General features: G+C 35.9%; 23 protein-coding genes. 19 read left to right on the top strand and 4 right to left on the bottom strand.

The genetic code is table 11. The features are described from left to right. Positions 1-260: 260 nt before the first annotated feature. On the bottom strand, positions 261-1,895 hold the full coding sequence (locus tag V7P73_RS00475; RefSeq protein WP_333850547.1) for a leucine-rich repeat domain-containing protein: 1,635 nt from the start codon (positions 1,893-1,895) through the stop codon (positions 261-263). Positions 1,896-1,993: 98 nt separating this feature from the next. Between V7P73_RS00475 and V7P73_RS00470 the strand changes: the two genes are divergently transcribed. After that, on the top strand, positions 1,994-3,586 hold the full coding sequence (locus V7P73_RS00470) for a hypothetical protein (RefSeq protein ID WP_333850545.1): 1,593 nt from the start codon (positions 1,994-1,996) through the stop codon (positions 3,584-3,586). Positions 3,587-3,631: 45 nt separating this feature from the next. Here V7P73_RS00470 and V7P73_RS00465 read toward each other — a convergent pair whose 3' ends face one another. After that, positions 3,632-4,108, bottom strand: a complete 477-nt coding sequence (locus tag V7P73_RS00465) for a Dps family protein (protein WP_333850544.1) — start codon at positions 4,106-4,108, stop codon at positions 3,632-3,634. A gap of 215 nt (positions 4,109-4,323) precedes the next feature. Here V7P73_RS00465 and rpsL point away from each other — a divergent pair, with 215 nt between their 5' ends. Genes rpsL through rpsJ form a run of 4 tightly spaced genes read left to right on the top strand, consistent with a single transcriptional unit; the run spans position 4,324 to position 7,684 of the window. After that, a complete protein-coding gene (rpsL, locus tag V7P73_RS00460; RefSeq protein ID WP_031503575.1) occupies positions 4,324-4,737 on the top strand; it encodes a 30S ribosomal protein S12 in 414 nt (137 codons plus the stop codon). A gap of 23 nt (positions 4,738-4,760) precedes the next feature. Beyond that, the gene (gene rpsG / locus V7P73_RS00455) at positions 4,761-5,237 is read left to right on the top strand and encodes a 30S ribosomal protein S7 (protein WP_333850539.1); all 477 of its coding nucleotides are present in this window, start codon (positions 4,761-4,763) and stop codon (positions 5,235-5,237) included. Between the two features lie 6 nt (positions 5,238-5,243). Then, positions 5,244-7,361, top strand: coding sequence for an elongation factor G (fusA, locus tag V7P73_RS00450; RefSeq protein WP_333850537.1), 2,118 nt, complete (start codon positions 5,244-5,246; stop codon positions 7,359-7,361). 17 nt (positions 7,362-7,378) lie between these two features. Further along, positions 7,379-7,684: a 30S ribosomal protein S10 gene (rpsJ, locus tag V7P73_RS00445; RefSeq protein WP_002661363.1), complete on the top strand. Its 306-nt coding sequence runs from the start codon at positions 7,379-7,381 to the stop codon at positions 7,682-7,684. 587 nt (positions 7,685-8,271) lie between these two features. Here the strand turns inward: rpsJ and V7P73_RS00440 are convergent. After that, positions 8,272-10,788 (bottom strand): hypothetical protein, encoded by a 2,517-nt coding sequence (locus V7P73_RS00440; protein ID WP_333850513.1) that lies wholly within the window; start codon positions 10,786-10,788, stop codon positions 8,272-8,274. Then, on the bottom strand, positions 10,785-11,774 hold the full coding sequence (locus V7P73_RS00435; RefSeq protein ID WP_333850511.1) for a hypothetical protein: 990 nt from the start codon (positions 11,772-11,774) through the stop codon (positions 10,785-10,787). The genes V7P73_RS00440 and V7P73_RS00435 overlap by 4 nt, the downstream gene beginning before the upstream one ends. Before the next feature lie 95 nt (positions 11,775-11,869). On the opposite strand from V7P73_RS00435, the gene V7P73_RS00430 reads away from it, so the two are divergent. The 14 genes from V7P73_RS00430 (at position 11,870) to rplE (ending at position 18,575) form a co-directional block, all read left to right on the top strand. Further along, positions 11,870-12,322 carry a low affinity iron permease family protein gene (locus V7P73_RS00430; protein WP_333850510.1) on the top strand — a complete coding sequence of 151 codons (453 nt, stop codon included), beginning with the start codon at positions 11,870-11,872 and terminating at the stop codon, positions 12,320-12,322. Positions 12,323-12,536: 214 nt separating this feature from the next. Continuing rightward, complete coding sequence (gene rplC / locus V7P73_RS00425) at positions 12,537-13,163, top strand: 50S ribosomal protein L3 (protein WP_333850509.1); 627 nt, start codon at positions 12,537-12,539, stop codon at positions 13,161-13,163. After that, complete coding sequence (gene rplD / locus V7P73_RS00420) at positions 13,154-13,783, top strand: 50S ribosomal protein L4 (protein ID WP_333850507.1); 630 nt, start codon at positions 13,154-13,156, stop codon at positions 13,781-13,783. The genes rplC and rplD overlap by 10 nt, the downstream gene beginning before the upstream one ends. 4 nt (positions 13,784-13,787) lie before the next feature. Further along, positions 13,788-14,078 carry a 50S ribosomal protein L23 gene (gene rplW / locus V7P73_RS00415; protein ID WP_027383319.1) on the top strand — a complete coding sequence of 97 codons (291 nt, stop codon included), beginning with the start codon at positions 13,788-13,790 and terminating at the stop codon, positions 14,076-14,078. Positions 14,079-14,097: 19 nt separating this feature from the next. Continuing rightward, the gene (gene rplB, locus V7P73_RS00410) at positions 14,098-14,919 is read left to right on the top strand and encodes a 50S ribosomal protein L2 (protein ID WP_333850505.1); all 822 of its coding nucleotides are present in this window, start codon (positions 14,098-14,100) and stop codon (positions 14,917-14,919) included. 2 nt (positions 14,920-14,921) lie between these two features. After that, complete coding sequence (gene rpsS / locus V7P73_RS00405; RefSeq protein WP_027383317.1) at positions 14,922-15,200, top strand: 30S ribosomal protein S19; 279 nt, start codon at positions 14,922-14,924, stop codon at positions 15,198-15,200. 2 nt (positions 15,201-15,202) lie between these two features. Next, positions 15,203-15,598: a 50S ribosomal protein L22 gene (rplV, locus tag V7P73_RS00400; RefSeq protein ID WP_074236351.1), complete on the top strand. Its 396-nt coding sequence runs from the start codon at positions 15,203-15,205 to the stop codon at positions 15,596-15,598. An 8-nt stretch (positions 15,599-15,606) separates the two neighbouring features. Then, positions 15,607-16,335 carry a 30S ribosomal protein S3 gene (gene rpsC, locus V7P73_RS00395; protein WP_333850502.1) on the top strand — a complete coding sequence of 243 codons (729 nt, stop codon included), beginning with the start codon at positions 15,607-15,609 and terminating at the stop codon, positions 16,333-16,335. Between the two features lie 78 nt (positions 16,336-16,413). Further along, positions 16,414-16,839, top strand: a complete 426-nt coding sequence (gene rplP, locus V7P73_RS00390) for a 50S ribosomal protein L16 (RefSeq protein ID WP_074236353.1) — start codon at positions 16,414-16,416, stop codon at positions 16,837-16,839. An 11-nt stretch (positions 16,840-16,850) separates the two neighbouring features. Beyond that, entirely contained in the window at positions 16,851-17,036 is a 186-nt protein-coding gene (rpmC, locus tag V7P73_RS00385; RefSeq protein WP_074236354.1) for a 50S ribosomal protein L29, read from the top strand. Positions 17,037-17,048: 12 nt separating this feature from the next. After that, the gene (gene rpsQ, locus V7P73_RS00380) at positions 17,049-17,303 is read left to right on the top strand and encodes a 30S ribosomal protein S17 (protein WP_027383312.1); all 255 of its coding nucleotides are present in this window, start codon (positions 17,049-17,051) and stop codon (positions 17,301-17,303) included. Between the two features lie 2 nt (positions 17,304-17,305). Next, positions 17,306-17,674, top strand: a complete 369-nt coding sequence (gene rplN / locus V7P73_RS00375) for a 50S ribosomal protein L14 (RefSeq protein WP_027383311.1) — start codon at positions 17,306-17,308, stop codon at positions 17,672-17,674. Positions 17,675-17,692: 18 nt separating this feature from the next. Beyond that, a complete protein-coding gene (rplX, locus tag V7P73_RS00370) occupies positions 17,693-18,013 on the top strand; it encodes a 50S ribosomal protein L24 (RefSeq protein WP_074236355.1) in 321 nt (106 codons plus the stop codon). A 10-nt stretch (positions 18,014-18,023) separates the two neighbouring features. Next, a complete protein-coding gene (gene rplE, locus V7P73_RS00365; RefSeq protein WP_074236356.1) occupies positions 18,024-18,575 on the top strand; it encodes a 50S ribosomal protein L5 in 552 nt (183 codons plus the stop codon).

Genomic DNA, 18,575 nt, shown 5'->3' with positions numbered 1-18,575 from the left:
CTTAAAATCGATGTTTCCAAAGATAATATTTTTTGGGAAATGGGAAAGAGTCAGAGGCTGGAAGTCAGAAGTCGGATGTTTTCGTAGCCCCGATTGACTCTCATTTTATATTTTTAATTTTTGAATCGCCGAATCTCGTTCCTCGATTTGACACGACATCCTTTTTTGTGATGGCGCTGGCAAGCTTCGGAAAAGATCCTCAAGTTGTTTGCCATTACAAAAAAGATATAGTGGAAAGTGGGATTAAGCTCCTGAAAAAATTATTGTTTTATGAATTTGAAATTTTTGTTGCCTTCCTGTGTTTTGATAATCAGCATATAAACGCCGCTTGGGAGTTTGGAAACGTCGATTCTGGATTTGGATTCTGATAACATTTGTTTTCCACTCAAATCGTAAATGTGGACTTTCTGAATGTCATATTTTGTACTTACAATATTCAAAAATTCGGAAGTTGGATTTGGATAAATGTTGAAATATTTTGCAGATTCTTCGGTGCCTAAGACTTTAACCAAAGAAATCGGTTCTCTGAAAAGTGACAAATCAAAAACTACGGAATTGTCCAAGACGGAATAAGTGTAAGCCTCTGCAGTATAAGTGGCGTAGTCCGATTCTTCCACACTTGTGAAGTTGAGGTCTGCTGTAGTTGTAGTGGTTTTTTGATCCAGATTTTTGTACCACGTGAAAGTATAATCACTACCAGATAATGACTGGTCCAACTTCGCTGGTTGACCAATTACGCCTAAAACTTCTTTCGAACCATCGTAACGCTGAGGCGAGTAATCTAAATCGGTTTGCACATTATAATCAGCAACATAATTGGAAAGTTGTGCCTTGTTGAATCTATTATTGCTAAGATGCGTAATAGGCGGAAGTCTATCGTTGAGATCACCCGAAAGCTGATTGCTGTTGAGGTTTAGCATCAATAATTTTGGCATTCCTAAAAATTCTGATGGGAAAGCTCCGGCAAGTGAATTATTGTTTAGAAATAATTGTTGAAGGTTTGTTAAGCCAGTCAATAGAGAAACCCCGCCAGAAATCTTATTTCTACCAAGATTAAGCGTTTGCAATTTTTTCAGTTGAGGAATCTGAGAGGGAATTTGGGCTAACTGATTATTCTCCAAAGAAAGCCAAACAAGATTGGTCAAATTTGATAATCCGGAAGTATTTTGTTCGGTAATATTATTGTTGCTTAAGTTAAGGTTTGTCAGCTGTGTCAACTGAGAAACTTGAGTAGGGATTTGAGCTAACTGCAATCCAGACAAAGAAATGTTTGTCAATTTAGGATGATTTGCAATATTTCCAAAAGCATTGGCTGGGATTGGATTATTATCAAGAATCAAAGTTTCTAGATTGGTGAAAGCTGTGATTTTTGTAGGAATGCTAATTAATCCTAAATCTGAAAGATTCAGAGTTTTGATATTGTTGAAGTTTTGAAGCAAACCGTTAACATCTGGAATCGTAAAAAGATTTCCGCCCAAAGCCAAATCATCTACATTGAAAAGTCCTGTTAAAGATTGGGTTGGATCTCCAGTCAATCTATTATTGCTAATATCCAATTTTGATAAAAGACTCAGAGAAGAAATTCCCGCAGCCACATCTCCAGAAAGTTGATTATTACTAAGGTCTAGTTTTGTAAGTTTAGGAAATGATGTTAAATTGGAGGGAAAATTACCTTTAAGCGCATTGCCGGAAAGATTAAGCTCTGTAACCGCTCCGTTTTTTACGGAAATACCAAACCAGTTGCGTGGATCTTTGTCGAGATCCCAAGTTCTATTCCAGCTTTCGCCATTTGTAGCGTTGTATATGCTAATCAATGCATTACGCTCTCCATTGGAAATACTCCATTGTGAGAATAGGAAATTGGAAATCAGTAAAAAGAATATAATTTTTTTCAATTGTGTATAATATTAATGGGCAAATATAAGAGATAATAGAATTAGTTAATCTGATTTATAAAAAATTAATGATTATTTTCGCAAGCAAAATAAAAACTATGCGCAGATATCTTTATTTTTTGATTCTATTTTTTACTTTTATATTAGGCTTCCATTTTTATCTGGCGTATAGCAATCTCTCTGGAAGTGTATTTGTATATCCAATAGATGATGCTTATATTCATCTTGCTCTTGCAAGAAACTTTGCTGAAAATGGAGTGTGGGGAGTCAATCCGGGTAGCTTCGATAGTGCATCATCCTCCATTTTGTATACACTTATACTTAGCGGATTGATAAAATTATTTGGAGACAATGTTTATTATCCATTAGTCATCAACGTGGTTGCTGGTTACGGAACGGTTTATTATGCATACAAATGTTTTAGTGATTTTTATGGAAAGAAAGAGGTTTTGTGGGGATTGATTTTACTTATTCCTTATTGCCAACTTTGCTATATGGTGCTTATCGGGATGGAGCAGACCTTGCATATTCTTTTGACTGTAATGATGCTCTACTATCTGGTAAAGAATCTGAAATCTGATTTTGCTAACTATGATTGCCTTAAATTATTTTTTGTTTCCATATTATTTGGAGCAGTAAGATTTGAGAGCATGTTTTTCATTTCCATACTTGCATTTCTACTACTATTAAGAAAAAATTGGAAAGTCGGTTTAATGGTCTTTTTTGCTGGATTTCTAACAATAGTTATTTTCGGGATTTTTTCAGTTAAAAGTGGCGGTTATTTTTTTCCTAACTCGCTTCTGATGAAGGGAAATTATCCTGAAGCTAATTTTTTTGCAAGCGTTTGGAATATCTTCAAAAATGGAATAGTACTGAATATTTCTTTTTATAAATTGTTTTTAGCGCCGTTTCTTATACTATTCTTCTACTTTTTGTCAAAGTATAAAACTTTTGATTGGAGAAAAATAGTAGCTAATGAAGTTGTTACAATAACTGTTGTTGGAACAATTGTGTTGCACAGTCTTTTTGCAGTGATACGTTTCAGGTATGAAAGCTATCTAATGGCTGCTTTAGTTTTAATTGTTGTCCCGATTGTTGTTGGATTTTTCACGCAAAAACAAGCAGATAGGAAATCTTCTTTATACAAGAGACTTGTTTTGGGCTCATTTTCATTAGTGTTAGTTTATAGCATATATATAAGTGTGTTTAATTATAAGGTTGTTAGATATGCTTCAAAAAATATAGAGGAACAACAGATAGAAATGTCTAGATTTTTACATCTTTTTTACCCAAATCAAAAGATTGTAGCCAATGATATCGGGGCGATTTCTTACTTTTCCAATGTAGAGATATTTGATATTGCCGGTTTGGCTTCTACCAATGTTGCAGGTTTTTATCTTGAGAATAAGCATTTGGATACAAAGGTTTTTGATAAGAAATACCACGATTATATGTCGGAAATTATTCGGAAAGAAAAATTCCGAGTAGCCGTTATCTATCCAAAATGGTTTCCTGATGGTGTTCCAGAGGATTGGATACCCATTGTGTCATGGACAATCAAGAAAAAAATGGGCGTTGCTAATCGGACAGTTGTTTGGTATGCTGTTAATGAAAAAGAAGCGGATATTCTTTTGCACAATCTTAAAAAGTTTGATCTTAATAAGAATGTTGAAAAACAATATTATAAATAAAAAAAATCCAGCTTTCATAAGCTGGATTTTATGTTTAGTTTAAAATTACTTACCAAGATAAGAATTGTACATCCAAACTTCTTTTTCTTGTTCTGTGATGTAATCACTCATTTGAGAATTAGTTCCTTCGTCTCCTGCTTTATCTGTAATGTCTAGGAGTTCTCTTTGAAGATCAATTACAACTTTGAAAGAATTTAAAATAATTTCGACACTTTTATTGCCATCACTCACTTCTTTACTTTCTTTGATGGTAGAGACTTTCAAATAATCTGAATAATTATGTGCTGGTGTTGCGCCTAAGGTTAAGATTCTTTCCGCGATCTCATCTATTTTCAAAACTAAGCTATTATATAGTTCTTCAAATTTTGGATGAAGTGTAAAGAACTGCTCTCCCTTGATGTTCCAATGCGAACCTCTTGTATTTTGATAAAATACGGAGTAATTAGCTAAAAGGATATTTAATTTTTCTGAGATGTTTTTACAATCGGCTTCTTTTAATCCGATCAGTGTTGCATTTTTCATAGTTCTTGTAATTTATATTAATTAATGAATGTATTCTTGATTTTATGCTTCGGTAATTATCAATAATCTTTCCAAAATTAATATTCTTGAGATGATATTGATAAAAAGTGGCGAACAATCATATTGGAAAATTCTATCGTAAATTAATTTTTTATAACTACTTGTAGATTAAAAAATTATTCATATTTTTGCACCCTAAAATAAAAAGCAATTAAATGCCTACTATTCAACAATTAGTTAGAAAAGGAAGAGTCGCACTTACCAAGAAGAGTAAATCGGCTGCCCTTGATTCTTGTCCACAAAGACGAGGTGTATGTACGAGAGTATATACTACCACTCCTAAGAAACCTAACTCTGCACTTAGAAAAGTTGCAAGGGTAAGACTTTCAAACGGAAAAGAAGTTAACGCCTATATCCCAGGTGAAGGACATAATCTTCAAGAGCACTCGATAGTATTGGTACGCGGGGGGAGAGTTAAGGATTTACCAGGAGTAAGATACCACATCGTAAGAGGTGCGTTGGATACTGCTGGAGTAAACGGAAGAACACAAAGAAGATCTAAGTACGGAGCTAAGAGACCAAAACCAGGTCAGGCAGCTGCTGCACCAGCTAAAGGTAAGAAAAAGTAATCATTAAATAAGGTACAGAAACAATGAGAAAGACAAAAGCGAAAAAAAGACCGTTGTTACCAGATCCAAAATTTAATGATCAATTGGTAACTAGATTCGTAAACAACTTGATGCTTGACGGTAAGAAGTCAATCGCATTCAAAATATTCTATGATGCATTAGATATCGTAGAAACTAAAAAAGGAGATACTGAAAAAACTTCACTAGAAATCTGGAAAGATGCATTAACAAACGTTATGCCTCACGTAGAAGTACGTTCTAGAAGAGTAGGTGGAGCTAACTTCCAGATCCCAATGCCAATCAGAGCGGATAGAAAAATTTCTATGGCAATGAAATGGTTAATTAGCTACTCTAAAAAGAGAAATGATAAGTCTATGGCTTTGAAATTGGCTAATGAAGTAGTAGCTGCTTCAAGAGAAGAAGGTGCTGCTTTCAAAAAGAAAACAGATACTCACAAAATGGCGGAAGCTAACAAAGCGTTTTCACACTTTAAATTCTAATCTGAAATGGGTAGAGATCTTAAATTTACAAGAAATATTGGTATTGCTGCGCACATTGATGCAGGTAAAACTACCACTACAGAAAGAATTTTATTCTATACAGGTGTAAACCACAAGATTGGAGAAGTTCACGATGGGGCTTCTACAATGGACTGGATGGAGCAGGAAGCAGAAAGAGGTATTACAATTACTTCTGCTGCGACTACTTGTTCTTGGAACTTTCCAACAGATCAAGGTAAAGCTTTACCAGAAACTAAACCTTACCACTTCAACATCATCGATACACCGGGACACGTTGACTTCACTGTAGAAGTAAACAGATCTTTGAGAGTATTAGATGGATTGGTATTCTTATTTTCTGCAGTAGATGGAGTAGAGCCTCAGTCTGAAACAAACTGGAGACTTGCTGACAACTACAAAGTTGCTAGAATGGGATTCGTAAACAAAATGGACAGACAAGGTGCTGACTTCCTTAACGTGGTAAACCAGGTTAAAGATATGTTAGGATCTAACGCAGTTCCAATCGTTTTACCAATCGGTGCTGAAGAAGATTTCAAAGGTGTAGTTGATTTAATTAAAAACAGAGCGATCATCTGGGATGAGGCTGGACAAGGTGCTACTTTCGAGGTAGTTCCAATTCCGGAAGACATGAAGGATGAAGTTCTTGAATACAGAGAGAAATTAGTAGAAGCTGTTTCTGAATATGACGAAACTTTGATGGAGAAATTCTTCGAAGATCCGGATTCAATTACAGAAGAAGAGATCAATGCTGCATTGAGAGCTGCTACTATTGACCTATCTATTATCCCAATGACTTGTGGTTCTTCATTCAAGAACAAAGGAGTACAGTTTATGTTGGATGCAGTATGTAAATACTTGCCTTCTCCATTGGATAAAGATGATATCAAAGGTACTGACCCAAGAACTGACGCTGAAATCACAAGAAAACCATCTGTAGATGAGCCTTTCGCAGCTTTAGCATTTAAGATTGCTACTGACCCGTTCGTGGGAAGATTAGCATTCTTCAGAGCTTACTCTGGAAGACTAGATGCAGGTTCTTATATTTTGAACACTCGTTCAGGAGATAAAGAAAGAATCTCTAGAATCTATCAGATGCACGCTAACAAGCAAAACCCGGTAGAATATATTGAAGCTGGTGATATTGGTGCTGCTGTAGGTTTCAAATCTATCAAAACTGGTGATACAATGTGTGACGAGAAAAACCCGATCATTCTTGAATCGATGGTTTTCCCTGATCCGGTAATTGGTATCGCTGTTGAGCCTAAAACTAAAGCTGACCAGGATAAAATGGGTAACGCTCTAGCTAAATTAGCTGAAGAAGATCCTACGTTTACTGTAAGAACTGACGAAGCTTCTGGACAAACGATCATCTCTGGTATGGGTGAGCTTCACTTAGATATCATTGTAGACCGTATGAAAAGAGAGTTCAAGGTTGAAGTAAACCAAGGACAACCTCAGGTAGAGTACAAAGAAAACTTAACAAAAGTTGCTAGCCACAGAGAAGTTTACAAAAAGCAGTCTGGTGGTAAAGGTAAATTTGCTGATATCGTATTTGAACTAGGACCTGCAGACGAAGGTAAAGTTGGTTTAGAATTCATCAATGAGATCAAAGGTGGTAACGTTCCTAAAGAATTTGTTCCTGCAATTGAAAAAGGATTTAAAGCTGCAATGAAGAACGGTCCATTGGCTGGTTTCGAAGTTGAAGGTATTAAAGTTACTCTTAAAGATGGATCTTTCCACGCAGTGGATTCTGATGCTCTTTCTTTCGAAATGGCTGCAAAATTAGGATTCAAAGAAGCGGGACGTGCTGCTAAACCAGTAATTATGGAGCCTATTATGAAATTGGAGGTTGTAACTCCGGAAGAATATATGGGTAACATCATTGGTGACCTTAACAAGAGAAGAGGTACTATCAGTGGTCAGGAAGAAAAGAACGGTGCTGTTGTAATCAAAGGTTCAGTTCCACTTTCTGAAATGTTTGGATATGTTACAACTCTAAGAACACTTTCATCAGGAAGAGCTACTTCTTCTATGGAATTAGAGAAATACCAAGCTACTCCTCAAAACGTTGCTGAAGATATTATTGCTAAAGCAAAAGGTTAATTTTTAAAGTACAAGAAATGTCACAAAGAATCAGAATAAAACTAAAATCTTACGACTATAACTTGGTAGACAAGTCTGCTGAGAAAATCGTAAAAACGGTAAAGGCTACCGGTGCTGTTGTAAACGGTCCAATTCCTTTGCCAACGAACAAGAGAATCTTCACAGTGTTGAGATCTCCGCACGTAAACAAGAAAGCAAGAGAGCAGTTCCAATTATCAGCTCACAAGAGATTGATGGATATCTACTCTTCTTCTTCTAAAACTGTTGATGCTCTAATGAAATTAGAACTTCCTTCAGGAGTTGACGTAGAAATTAAAGTGTGATAAATGAGCTTGAAGATGGAAGTCGGAAGATGGAAATTTTTAGCTACACATTAAATATAAATCCCTTTTCGAAAGAAGAGGGATTTTTTTTAGCATAGATTATAAACTTAAAGTAAGCTTAAAATATTTGGAGTACGTTTTTGGACCGCTTTTTTTATTGGAAATTGATGACTCAGCGTCTGTAAAAGTGTTGCAGGAAATTGTAAAAACTCTTAGAAACACTTAACAGCGACAATTACCTTAAAAGAATGAAGAAGTGTAAAATTAATTTTTTAAGGATTATTGTGGTAAAATGTCCTGCTTGTGAATTCAATTGATAAAAGGTTCAAAAATCTTTGGCTTATAGAGACCAACTGTTAATAGCATTGATTGCTATTTTGAAAAATGCTCCTACTGTACTTTTCTCGACCTATACTTTTTTCTATCAACAGGTCGCCTTTACAATGTTTTTCGGGTTATTGGGATTTCATAACATAAAATTTATCAAAACACCAGATTGTATTTTTGTATTCCACAACTTCATAATCATTAAATCAAAAGCCGCCTCAAAATAGGAGGCGGCTTTTTTAAAAATTGAAATCGAAAACTTATTTTTTGGTATAATATCCGAAATACAGACAGCTGCTTTGGAGATTTTTGTAAGTAGCGGTTTGGCTGTAGCTGGTTTTCAGCTTGGCAAAATATGTTCGGAATTTATCGTTTTTGGTTTTGTTGAATAGTAATTCTTTTTGCTTATACTTTTCATCATAGTTGGGATCGCTGTATTCTATCTTGAGAGGATTGTTGGCTTCCCATTGGTAATATTTGCCTTGTTCAGCGCTTGCCATCTGGAAGAGGATTCTGGCTTGGTTCTCCTTGTCTTTTGATAAGTCCAGTGCTTTCTTATAATAATTGATGGCGAGGTCAAAGTTGTCTGCTTCTACAAAGCTTCTGCGGGAGAAGTTTTTGTAATAGAGGTAAAATGGCGATTGCAACTCGTTACCAAACTCAAACTTCGGACCGTTGTAGTTATTCACATCCATTACAAACAATTCACGGAAGTAACCGAGAACCGACGTGTTGTAAAGCAGATTCCCCAAAAGCTGATTCGCTAGTCTGGCTTTGTCATCATTTCCTTTACTAATATGTTCAAGTTGGATTACAGCGTCTGCTAGCTCAACTTTATTCATTTTGTTTTTGATGAATGGGAAGTTGGAAAGACCTTCTGCCTTCATAGACTCTTGGGGCTTGCTCTGGAAACTCTCCCAAACATTGTGTCCGAAAACAAGACTGGAGATGTTATTGAACCCATTATAAAAGCCACTATCAAAAACCATAGGTTTCTGGACATAGCTTGTGCCGTCATTACTCCATTCATAAACCAATCTTGGGATACCTTTGAAGTTTTTGGCTTTTTGGTAATACTCCTGCGCTTTTTTGAAATCTGCCAGTCGCATCGCACGGTCACCATAGATCACATTGAAGAAAGACTCAGGATCTGCAACGTCTTCCATTTTCTTCACGAGGTAATTTTCCAGAGCGGTTTTGTTAGGCTTCTTATAGAAAGCTTCTACCTTTCTCACCAAATCTGAGTTCGGGTTGTACTGTAAATCCGAAAGGCTGTTGTTCATCAGAAAAGATTTGGCATCCTGCTTTTCTATGAAGTAGCGGTTAGCGAGGATGTCCAGCACAAAATCTTTGGTGGCAGGCATCGTTTCCCAGTTTTTGGTTTGGGATTTTTGGTCAAAAACTGCAGCATATTTTTTCATCAACGTATTTTCAAACGCTGGTGTGATGGTCGGTTGAGAAACAATCTCATTCAGCATTTTGAATTTCTCTATTTCTGCCAGATACTGTTGGTCTGTGGTTTTGATTTGAGACAGGATGTTTTGGCTTCCTTTGTAATCGGTATTCAGGAATTTGATGTAGGCTTCGCAGATTTGCCAAAACTCATCATTGCCTTGCTTGTTTTTGGCTGATACGATAGTTGCTTCCAATTCCTTAGCGAAGTCTTTGCTTTCCTGCGCGTAGTTGTCCGGTGCATAGACAGGTAATCTTTTGTTTCGGAAATGCTCACATTGGTCATCGTTACAGTAAGGATTCACCACCAGATAATTTCTCTCCAATTGATTGATGGCGCGAACGGTAAGGACTTTCAGAATATCAGATTCCGTATTGTTGGCGATCATCTTATTCATAATCGGAACCGGATTGTTGAAGGAATTGTATGCCAAGAGGAAGTACGCCATATTTTTGTCTTCCGGTGTTTTGGTCTGTGCTAAGATTTTGTTGAAGTCTTTATCCGTCGCCAAAAACATAGAGTTGTAGGCACTTTCTTTCTTATTCTTCGTATTCTTGAAGACTTGGAAGAAATCCCAGTTAGCTTTGTCCAGTTGGTTCAGTCCGCGTTCTGCACCTGCTTTTTGGTCGAGTGCATAATAGTACATATGGTTTTTCAGCTTCAACGGTTCCACATAGGTCTGGAAGGCATCTACTGCAGGTATGTATTTTCTGGAGTAATGATTGAAACGAACGATTTGGTAAGCATATCTCAGTTTGATTTCTGGATTGGTAGCGGCTTTGTAAAGTGAAATTAAGGCTGCGTTTGTTTTATCATAGTTTAATTGAGTGGCATTTTTGTCTTTCGGGTCACTTGTCCGATAAGAGTAGGAATTGGGATTCTCGACATAATTGATGCGCATATAAGGTTCCATATACTTCGCCTGAATGAGATAATCCATCGCTTCCTGATACTTAGTATAAAAACCTTTTCCCAGCTTTTGAAAAAGAGGATGCGTGAGTTGTCCTTTCTTTAGGTTGTTCAGATGTTTGATGTCAACCTTAGTTACTAAGGCGTTAGTTTCGTCATAAGTTAGTTTGTTGTCGAAGTATTTGACCCAAGATTCTATGTTTTCATCCGGAACATTTTTGTCAGTTCTGCCATCATAATCGTAACCATAAAAGTGATTGCTGTAGGTGAGAAGAAAAGGTTCGTAAGTTTTATTATGAATGATTTCCTGCGCAAAGAGATTAAAGTAATCATAATCTGGATCATACCAGCTACAAGCATTATAATTTTGGTTAAATCCTAAGAAGAGAGCAGCGGTGATTATTATTTTTTTCATTGGAAAAGGGTATTGTAGTTTTTAGTAAATCGTTCGTCTAAATGATAGTAAATGATATTAAATGGATAGTCTAACTTTTCATCAATAAAATTAAGGCTTTCTGTAATGTCTTTTTCAGCAATCTCCTCGATTTTAATTTTGAAGCCTTTATTAAGATAGAGTCCGTAATAGAAATCGTCTTTCAAAACTTCGAAGTTATTTTCATTGATTATTTTGAAGTTTTTATTTTGCATCAATTCTTCTGCGGTTAATGCATTAATGAGTTTTTTCTTTCCAAGATGATTAGTCACAATCCCCCAAGAGTATATAGGAAGGGCGATGTCTAGTTTTACAGGATAATCTTCCAAATTTCGCAAATAGGATTTCAAAGTCGGAACATCCAGAATTGAGTTTTTGGTTTGATTCTCCAAAGGCGAAGATGTGGCGTAACACATTAGGTACATCTTATCAACAGGCGGAACTCCGGTTTGCAACTTATCCTTCACCTGATGAAGCCGAAGCGTACAGCTGATATTTTTCTTGGAAACTTGTTTCAGTGTTTGCAAAAATTTGAAATAATCATTTTTTGTAGAAGCTGTCCAGTCGCTGTCTATTTGGATTTCGTTTGCGGGGTTCAGTAGGTTATTTGATTGTATCCTATTAATACGGTCATTAATCCTATCAGCCAAAAATTGAATGTCGTTTGGTTTGATGTTAAACCAAGTTTCATTAGTGATGAAAATAACGGGAACGATTTTCTTGTCCGTCGAAATCTCTTTGTTGATATTAATAACCCCAAATTCCAGAAATTGGTCATTCTGTTTCACAACATCGAAGAATCTTGTGTAGAGATTTTCCACTTTACTTTTATGGAGTGTTTGCTGTTCGTTTTTGTTGAGATTAAAAGTTGATCGCCAGTAGTAGAAGCCGTAGTCATTGTGAACCTCAGTTTTGTTACAACTGTATATTAATATGATAGAGAATAGTAATATTAAAATCCTTTTCATTTTAACCATTGTTTAGGAATATTAATGAAAATTATGTCTAAATTTATTTTTTAGTTAACGCTAAAGTACATCATTAATTTAATCAATTCAAAATAATGAACAATAAAAACCTCTTCGAAAGATTCTCCAATTGGGCGACTAATTTTACAGGCAGTTCCTACGCATTTATAGGAGCTGTTTTGATTGTATTACTGTGGGCGGTGAGCGGTCCTGTTTTCAATTATTCCGAAACATGGCAATTGGTCATCAATACGGGAACTACCATTATTACATTCCTGATGGTTTTCTTAATCCAAAAAGCACAGAACAAAGATGGCAAAGCCATCCAATTAAAATTGAATGAACTTATCGCAGCGAGCAAACAAGCGAGTAACAGAATGGTAGATATAGAAGATTTGACAGAAAAAGAATTGGATCAGCTCCACGCTTATTTCGTGAAAATAGCAGAGTTGTCCAAGCAACGAGAGAATATTCATAAATGTTATTCTATAGATGCGGCGGAGAAAAATCATCACAACAAATACAAAGATGTAAATCCAGAATTATAAATCTTACACTTTAACCTTAGGCAAAAAGAGAATTTTTTACCAAAATCTCGTAACTCACAAAAAATCAAATAATTTCCGAATAATTATTTGTCATTATAAAAAATATTCTTACATTTGCACACTCATTTTAGGGAAGGAGTCTGCCTATTTCAAACATAGTATATGACAAAGACCTTTAAAATGTAAGTTTTAATATAATAGATATATATAAATAATGTCAGGTATTATTGGAAAAAAAATCGGGATGACATCTCTGTTTGACGAGAACGGCAAAAACATGCCTTGTACCGTTATTCAAGCTGGTCCATGCTCGGTTTTACAGGTCAGAACCGAAGAGGTTGACGGGTATGTTGCCGTACAACTAGGTTTCGATGACAAGAGTGAGAAGAACGTTGGTAAAGCGTTAGCTGGTCATTTTAAAAAGGCTGGTTCAGCTCCTAAAGCTAAGTTGGTAGAATTCAGAAATGCATTCGAACACGATGTTAAAACAGGAGATTTAGTAGAAGTTAACATGTTCTCAGAAGGAGAGTATGTAGATGTAACAGGAACTTCAAAAGGTAAAGGTTTCCAAGGTGTTGTTAAAAGACACGGATTTGGAGGTGTAATGCAGGCAACTCATGGTCAGCACAACAGACTTAGAGCTCCAGGTTCTATCGGTGCTGGATCGGATCCTTCGAGAGTATTCAAAGGAATGAGAATGGCTGGTAGAATGGGAGGTAAGCAGGTAACTGTACAAAACCTTCAAGTGTTAAAAGTGGATCAAGAACAAAATCTTTTAGTAGTAAAAGGTGCTGTTCCGGGAGCTAAAAATTCTTATGTAATTATCAAGAAATGGAACTAGTAGTATTAAATACATCAGGAAAAGAAACCGGAAGAAAAGTAACTCTTGACGAATCAGTTTTCGGAATTGAGCCAAATCAGCACGCGGTTTACTTAGAGGTTAAACAATATCTTGCTGCACAGCGTCAAGGTACTCATAAATCAAAAGAAAGAAGCGAAATTACTGCTTCTACAAGAAAGCTTAAAAAGCAAAAAGGTTCAGGATCTGCGAGATATGGTGATATCAAGTCGCCAACTTTCAAAGGTGGAGGTAGAGTTTTTGGTCCAAAACCAAGAGACTACAGATTCAAATTGAACAAAGCGCTTAAGAGATTGGCTAAAAAATCTGTTTTGTCTCAAAAATTGAGAGATAACAGTATCAAAGTTTTAGAGAATTTGAGTTTTGATGCTCCTAAGACTAAAGAATTCATCGCATTGTTGGATGCTTTGACTCTTACAGGTAAGAAATCATTATTCGTACTTCCTGAGGCTAACAAGAATGTATATTTATCTTCAAGAAACTTGCCTAAAACAAGAGTGTTGAATTATAACGAGATTTCTTCTTATGATTTGATCAACGCTGGTGAGATTATCTTCTTAGAAGGTGCAGTAGAAAAATTTCAGGACAACTTAAAGAAATAAATCAATGTCACTTATTATTAAACCAATTATTTCAGAAAAAGCAAACTATCTTACAGATTTAAGAGGTGCTTATTCTTTCTTGGTTGCTCCAAAAGCAAACAAGATCCAGATTAAAGGTGCTATAGAGGCAGCTTACGGTGTAAAAGTAGCGGACGTTAGAACGATGATTTATGCGCCTAAAGTTTCTGCTAAACATACAAAAAAAGGACTTCAAGTTGGAAAGACCAATAAATTGAAAAAAGCTGTGGTAACACTAGCTGCTGGAGAAGTTATTGATATTTTCGCAACAAATTAATTAATTATAAATAATAGTAATGTCTGTTAGAAAATTAAAACCTATCACCCCGGGACAGAGATTCAGAGTTGTTAATAACTTTGAGGAAATTACTACCAACAAACCAGAGAAATCTCTAACAGTTGGTATTAAAAAGTCAGGTGGACGTAACCAAACTGGTAAAATGACCATGCGTTACACCGGCGGTGGACACAAAAAGAAATACAGAATTATCGACTTCAAAAGAAACAAATTCGATGTTGAAGCTACGGTAAAAACTGTAGAGTACGATCCAAATAGAACTGCTTTCATCGCATTGGTGGAGTATGCAGACGGAGAGAAAAGATATATCATCGCTCCAAACGGGATCAAAGTTGATCAGAAAATTGTTTCTGGAGAAAATGTAGAACCAAATGTAGGTAACGCAATGAAATTGAAAAATATTCCATTGGGTACTGTAATCTCTTGTATCGAATTGAAACCTGGACAAGGTGCAATTATGGCAAGAAGTGCTGGTTCTTCAGCTCAATTGACTTCTAGAGATGGAAAATATGCAATCGTTAAATTACCTTCTGGTGAGTCTAGAATGATTCTTACAGAATGTATCGCAATGGTTGGTTCTGTTTCTAACTCAGATCATCAGTTAACTGTATCGGGTAAGGCTGGTAGAAGCAGATGGTTAGGTAGAAGACCAAGAACAAGACCAGTAGTAATGAACCCAGTTGATCACCCAATGGGAGGTGGTGAAGGACGTTCTTCTGGAGGTCACCCAAGATCTAGAAACGGTATGCCGGCTAAAGGTTACAAAACTAGAAAGAAAAACAAAGTGTCTAACCGTTACATCGTATCTAAAAGAAAATAATTATGGCAAGATCACTTAAAAAAGGACCATTCATTCATCATACTTTAGATAAGAAGGTTCAGGCAAATGTAGAGTCTGGTAAGAAGACTGTAATCAAAACTTGGTCTAGAGCATCTATGATTTCTCCAGACTTTGTAGGTCAAACTATCGCTGTACACAATGGGAAATCTTTTATCCCAGTTTATGTTACAGAAAACATGGTTGGACACAAATTAGGCGAATTTTCTCCGACAAGATCTTTCAGAGGTCACGGTGGTAACAAAAATAAAGGCGGTAGATAATCATGGGATCAAGAAAAAGAGAAAGTGCATTAGCACGTAAAATAGCAAATCAAGATGTAGCAAAAGCGTTACACAACGATTGTCCATCTTCTCCAAGAAAAATGAGATTAGTTGCTGATATCATTAGAGGAGTAGAGGTAGAAAAAGCTTTATCTATTCTTAAATATTCTAAGAAAGACGCTTCTAATAAATTAGAAAAAGTATTGCTTTCTGCTATCGCAAACTGGCAGTCAAAAAACGAAGGTGCTGATATCGAAGAAGCTAACCTAATCGTTAAAGAAATATTTGTAGACAGTGCAAGACAATTGAAGAGACTAAGACCAGCACCACAAGGTAGAGGTTACAGAATCAGAAAAAGATCAAACCACATTACATTAATCTTAGGTACTAAAAATTAATTCAAGGTATGGGACAGAAGACAAATCCAATTGGTAACAGATTAGGTATCATCAGAGGATGGGATTCTAACTGGTTTGGTGGTAAAAACTACGGTGATAGAATCGCTGAAGATTACAAAATCAGAAGATACCTTGAAGCAAGATTATCTAAGGGTGGTATCTCAAAAATTTATATTGAGAGAACACTTAAATTAGTAACAGTTACAATCACTACAGCAAGACCAGGTTTGATCATCGGGAAAGGTGGACAAGAGGTTGATAAATTGAAAGAAGAATTGAAGAAATTGACTGGTAAGGATATTCAAATCAATATTTTCGAAATCAAAAGACCTGAGCTTGATGCAGTTTTAGTTGCTGATAGCATTGCTAAACAAATTGAAAACCGTATCTCTTACAGAAGAGCTGTGAAAATGGCTATCGCTTCTACAATGAGAATGGGTGCAGAAGGAATCAAAGTTCAGATCTCTGGAAGATTGAACGGCGCAGAGATGGCACGTTCTGAAAACTTCAAAGAAGGAAGAATTCCTTTATCTACTTTCCGTGCAGATATCGATTATCACATCGGTGAAGCATTGACTCAATACGGTAAATTAGGTGTTAAAGTTTGGATTATGAAAGGAGAAGTTTACGGTAAAAGAGACCTTACTCCACTTGTAGGACAACAGAAAAAAGCACCAGCTGGCGGTAGAAACGAGAGAAACGACAGAGGAGACAGAAAACCAAGAAGAAATAATTAATAAAATTTTAGAGGATAGTTTTTAAATGACCGTTACTTTTTTAAAATCTAAATTCTAAAATCTAAAATTTAAGAAATTATGTTACAACCAAAAAGAACCAAATTCCGTAGAGTTCATAAGATGAAAATGAAGGGGATTGCTCAAAGAGGTAATCAACTTGCATACGGAACATTCGGAATCAAAGCGACTGAGGGAGCTTGGGTTACTGCAAGACAAATTGAAGCAGCTCGTATCGCTGCTACAAGATATATGAAAAGAGAAGGTCAACTATGGATCAAAATTTTCCCAGACAAACCTATTACTAAAAAACCAGCGGAAGTACGTATGGGTAAAGGTAAGGGAGCTGTAGAATATTGGGTAGCTGTAGTAAAACCTGGTAAAATAATGTTCGAACTTGGTGGTGTACCTTATGAAGTAGCAAAAGAAGCTCTTAGGCTTGCTGCTCAGAAGTTACCAATCGTTACTAAGTTCGTAGTTGCAAACGATTTCGTTAAACCTCAATAATCTCTATTAAAATGAAAAAAGCTGACATCAAGAATTTAAGCGTAGAGGATATCAACGTACAATTGGCTGAGGCTAAAGCTAACTATTCAAAATTGAAATTAGCTCACAGAATTAGCCCTGTTGAAAATCCGATTCAGATCAGAGATTTGAGAAAGACAATCGCGAGACTTAATACAGAATTAACTAACAAACAATAACTCCTTTTTACAATGGACAGAAATTTAAGAAAAGAACGTATTGGAGTAGTTTCCAGCAATAAAATGGAAAAGACTATTGTTGTTAGTGAAACTACCAGAGTGAAACATCCAATGTACGGTAAATTCGTTTTGAAAACGAAAAAATATACGGCACACGATGAGAACAACGAATGTACAGAGGGCGATACAGTATTGATTACTGAAACAAGACCTTTGAGCAAGAGCAAAAGATGGAGATTAGTAAGAATCATTGAAAAAGCTAAGTAATAATGTTACAAACAGAATCAAGATTAAAAGTTGCTGATAACACAGGTGCAAAAGAAGTACTAGTTATCAGAGTTCTAGGAGGAACTAGAAGAAGATATGCTTCAGTTGGTGATAAAATCGTTGTTACTATCAAAGATTCTACACCATCAGGAAACGCAAAAAAAGGTCAAGTATCTAAAGCGGTTGTAGTAAGAACTAAAAAAGCAGTTAGAAGAAAAGATGGATCTTACATCAAATTCGAAGACAACGCTTGTGTATTGCTAAACGCTGCTGGAGAAATGAGAGGAACTCGTGTTTTCGGACCTGTTGCACGTGAGTTGAGAGACAAAGAATATATGAAAGTTATTTCATTAGCTCCTGAAGTACTTTAATTTTAAAATTTTAAGAAAATGACAAAAGTTAAAATAAAAAGAGGAGACAATGTACTAGTTACTACTGGAAAAAATAAAGGTAGTAAAGGTGAGGTTCTTGAAGTAATCAAAAAAGAAGGTAAAGATCCAAGAGTAGTAGTTGCTGGTGTAAACATCGTGAAAAAACACGTTAAGCCATCTGCATCTAATCCTCAAGGTGGAATTGTAGAAAAAGAAGCTTCTTTACATATCTCAAATGTAGCACTAGTTGATAAAAACGGTAAAGCTACTAAAGCAGGTTACAAAGTAGACGGAGATAAAAAAGTAAGAGTAGCTAAAACTACCGGTGAAACTTTATAATTAAATTACGATGGAATATATAGTAAGACCAAAACAACAATATAAAGAGAAAATTGTTCCTGCAATGATGGAAGAATTTGGGTACAAATCTGTTATGCAGGTTCCTAAATTGGAGAAAATCGTTGTAAGCCAAGGACTTGGTGCAGCTGTTCAAGATAAAAAAATCGTTGACTATGCTGTAGAAGAATTGACTGCTATCACTGGACAAAAAGCAGTAGGTACTCTATCTAAAAAAGATGAGGCTGCTTTCAAACTAAGAAAAGGTATGCCAATCGGAGCTAGAGTAACTCTTAGAGCTGATAAAATGTATGAATTCTTAGATAGATTAACTTCTTCTGCACTTCCAAGAATTAGAGATTTTTCTGGAATCAAAGCTGAAGGATTTGACGGAAGAGGTAATTACAACTTAGGTATTACGGAGCAGATTATCTTCCCAGAGATCGTAATTGACAAAGTGAAAAAAATCCAAGGGATGGACATCACTTTCGTAACAACTGCGAAAACTGATAAAGAAGCAAAATCATTATTAACTCACTTCGGTTTACCTTTCAAAAAGAACTAA

The organism is Epilithonimonas sp. (assembly GCF_036780765.1).
Classification (GTDB): domain Bacteria; phylum Bacteroidota; class Bacteroidia; order Flavobacteriales; family Weeksellaceae; genus Epilithonimonas.
This window is presented reverse-complemented; position numbering and strand designations above follow the sequence as displayed.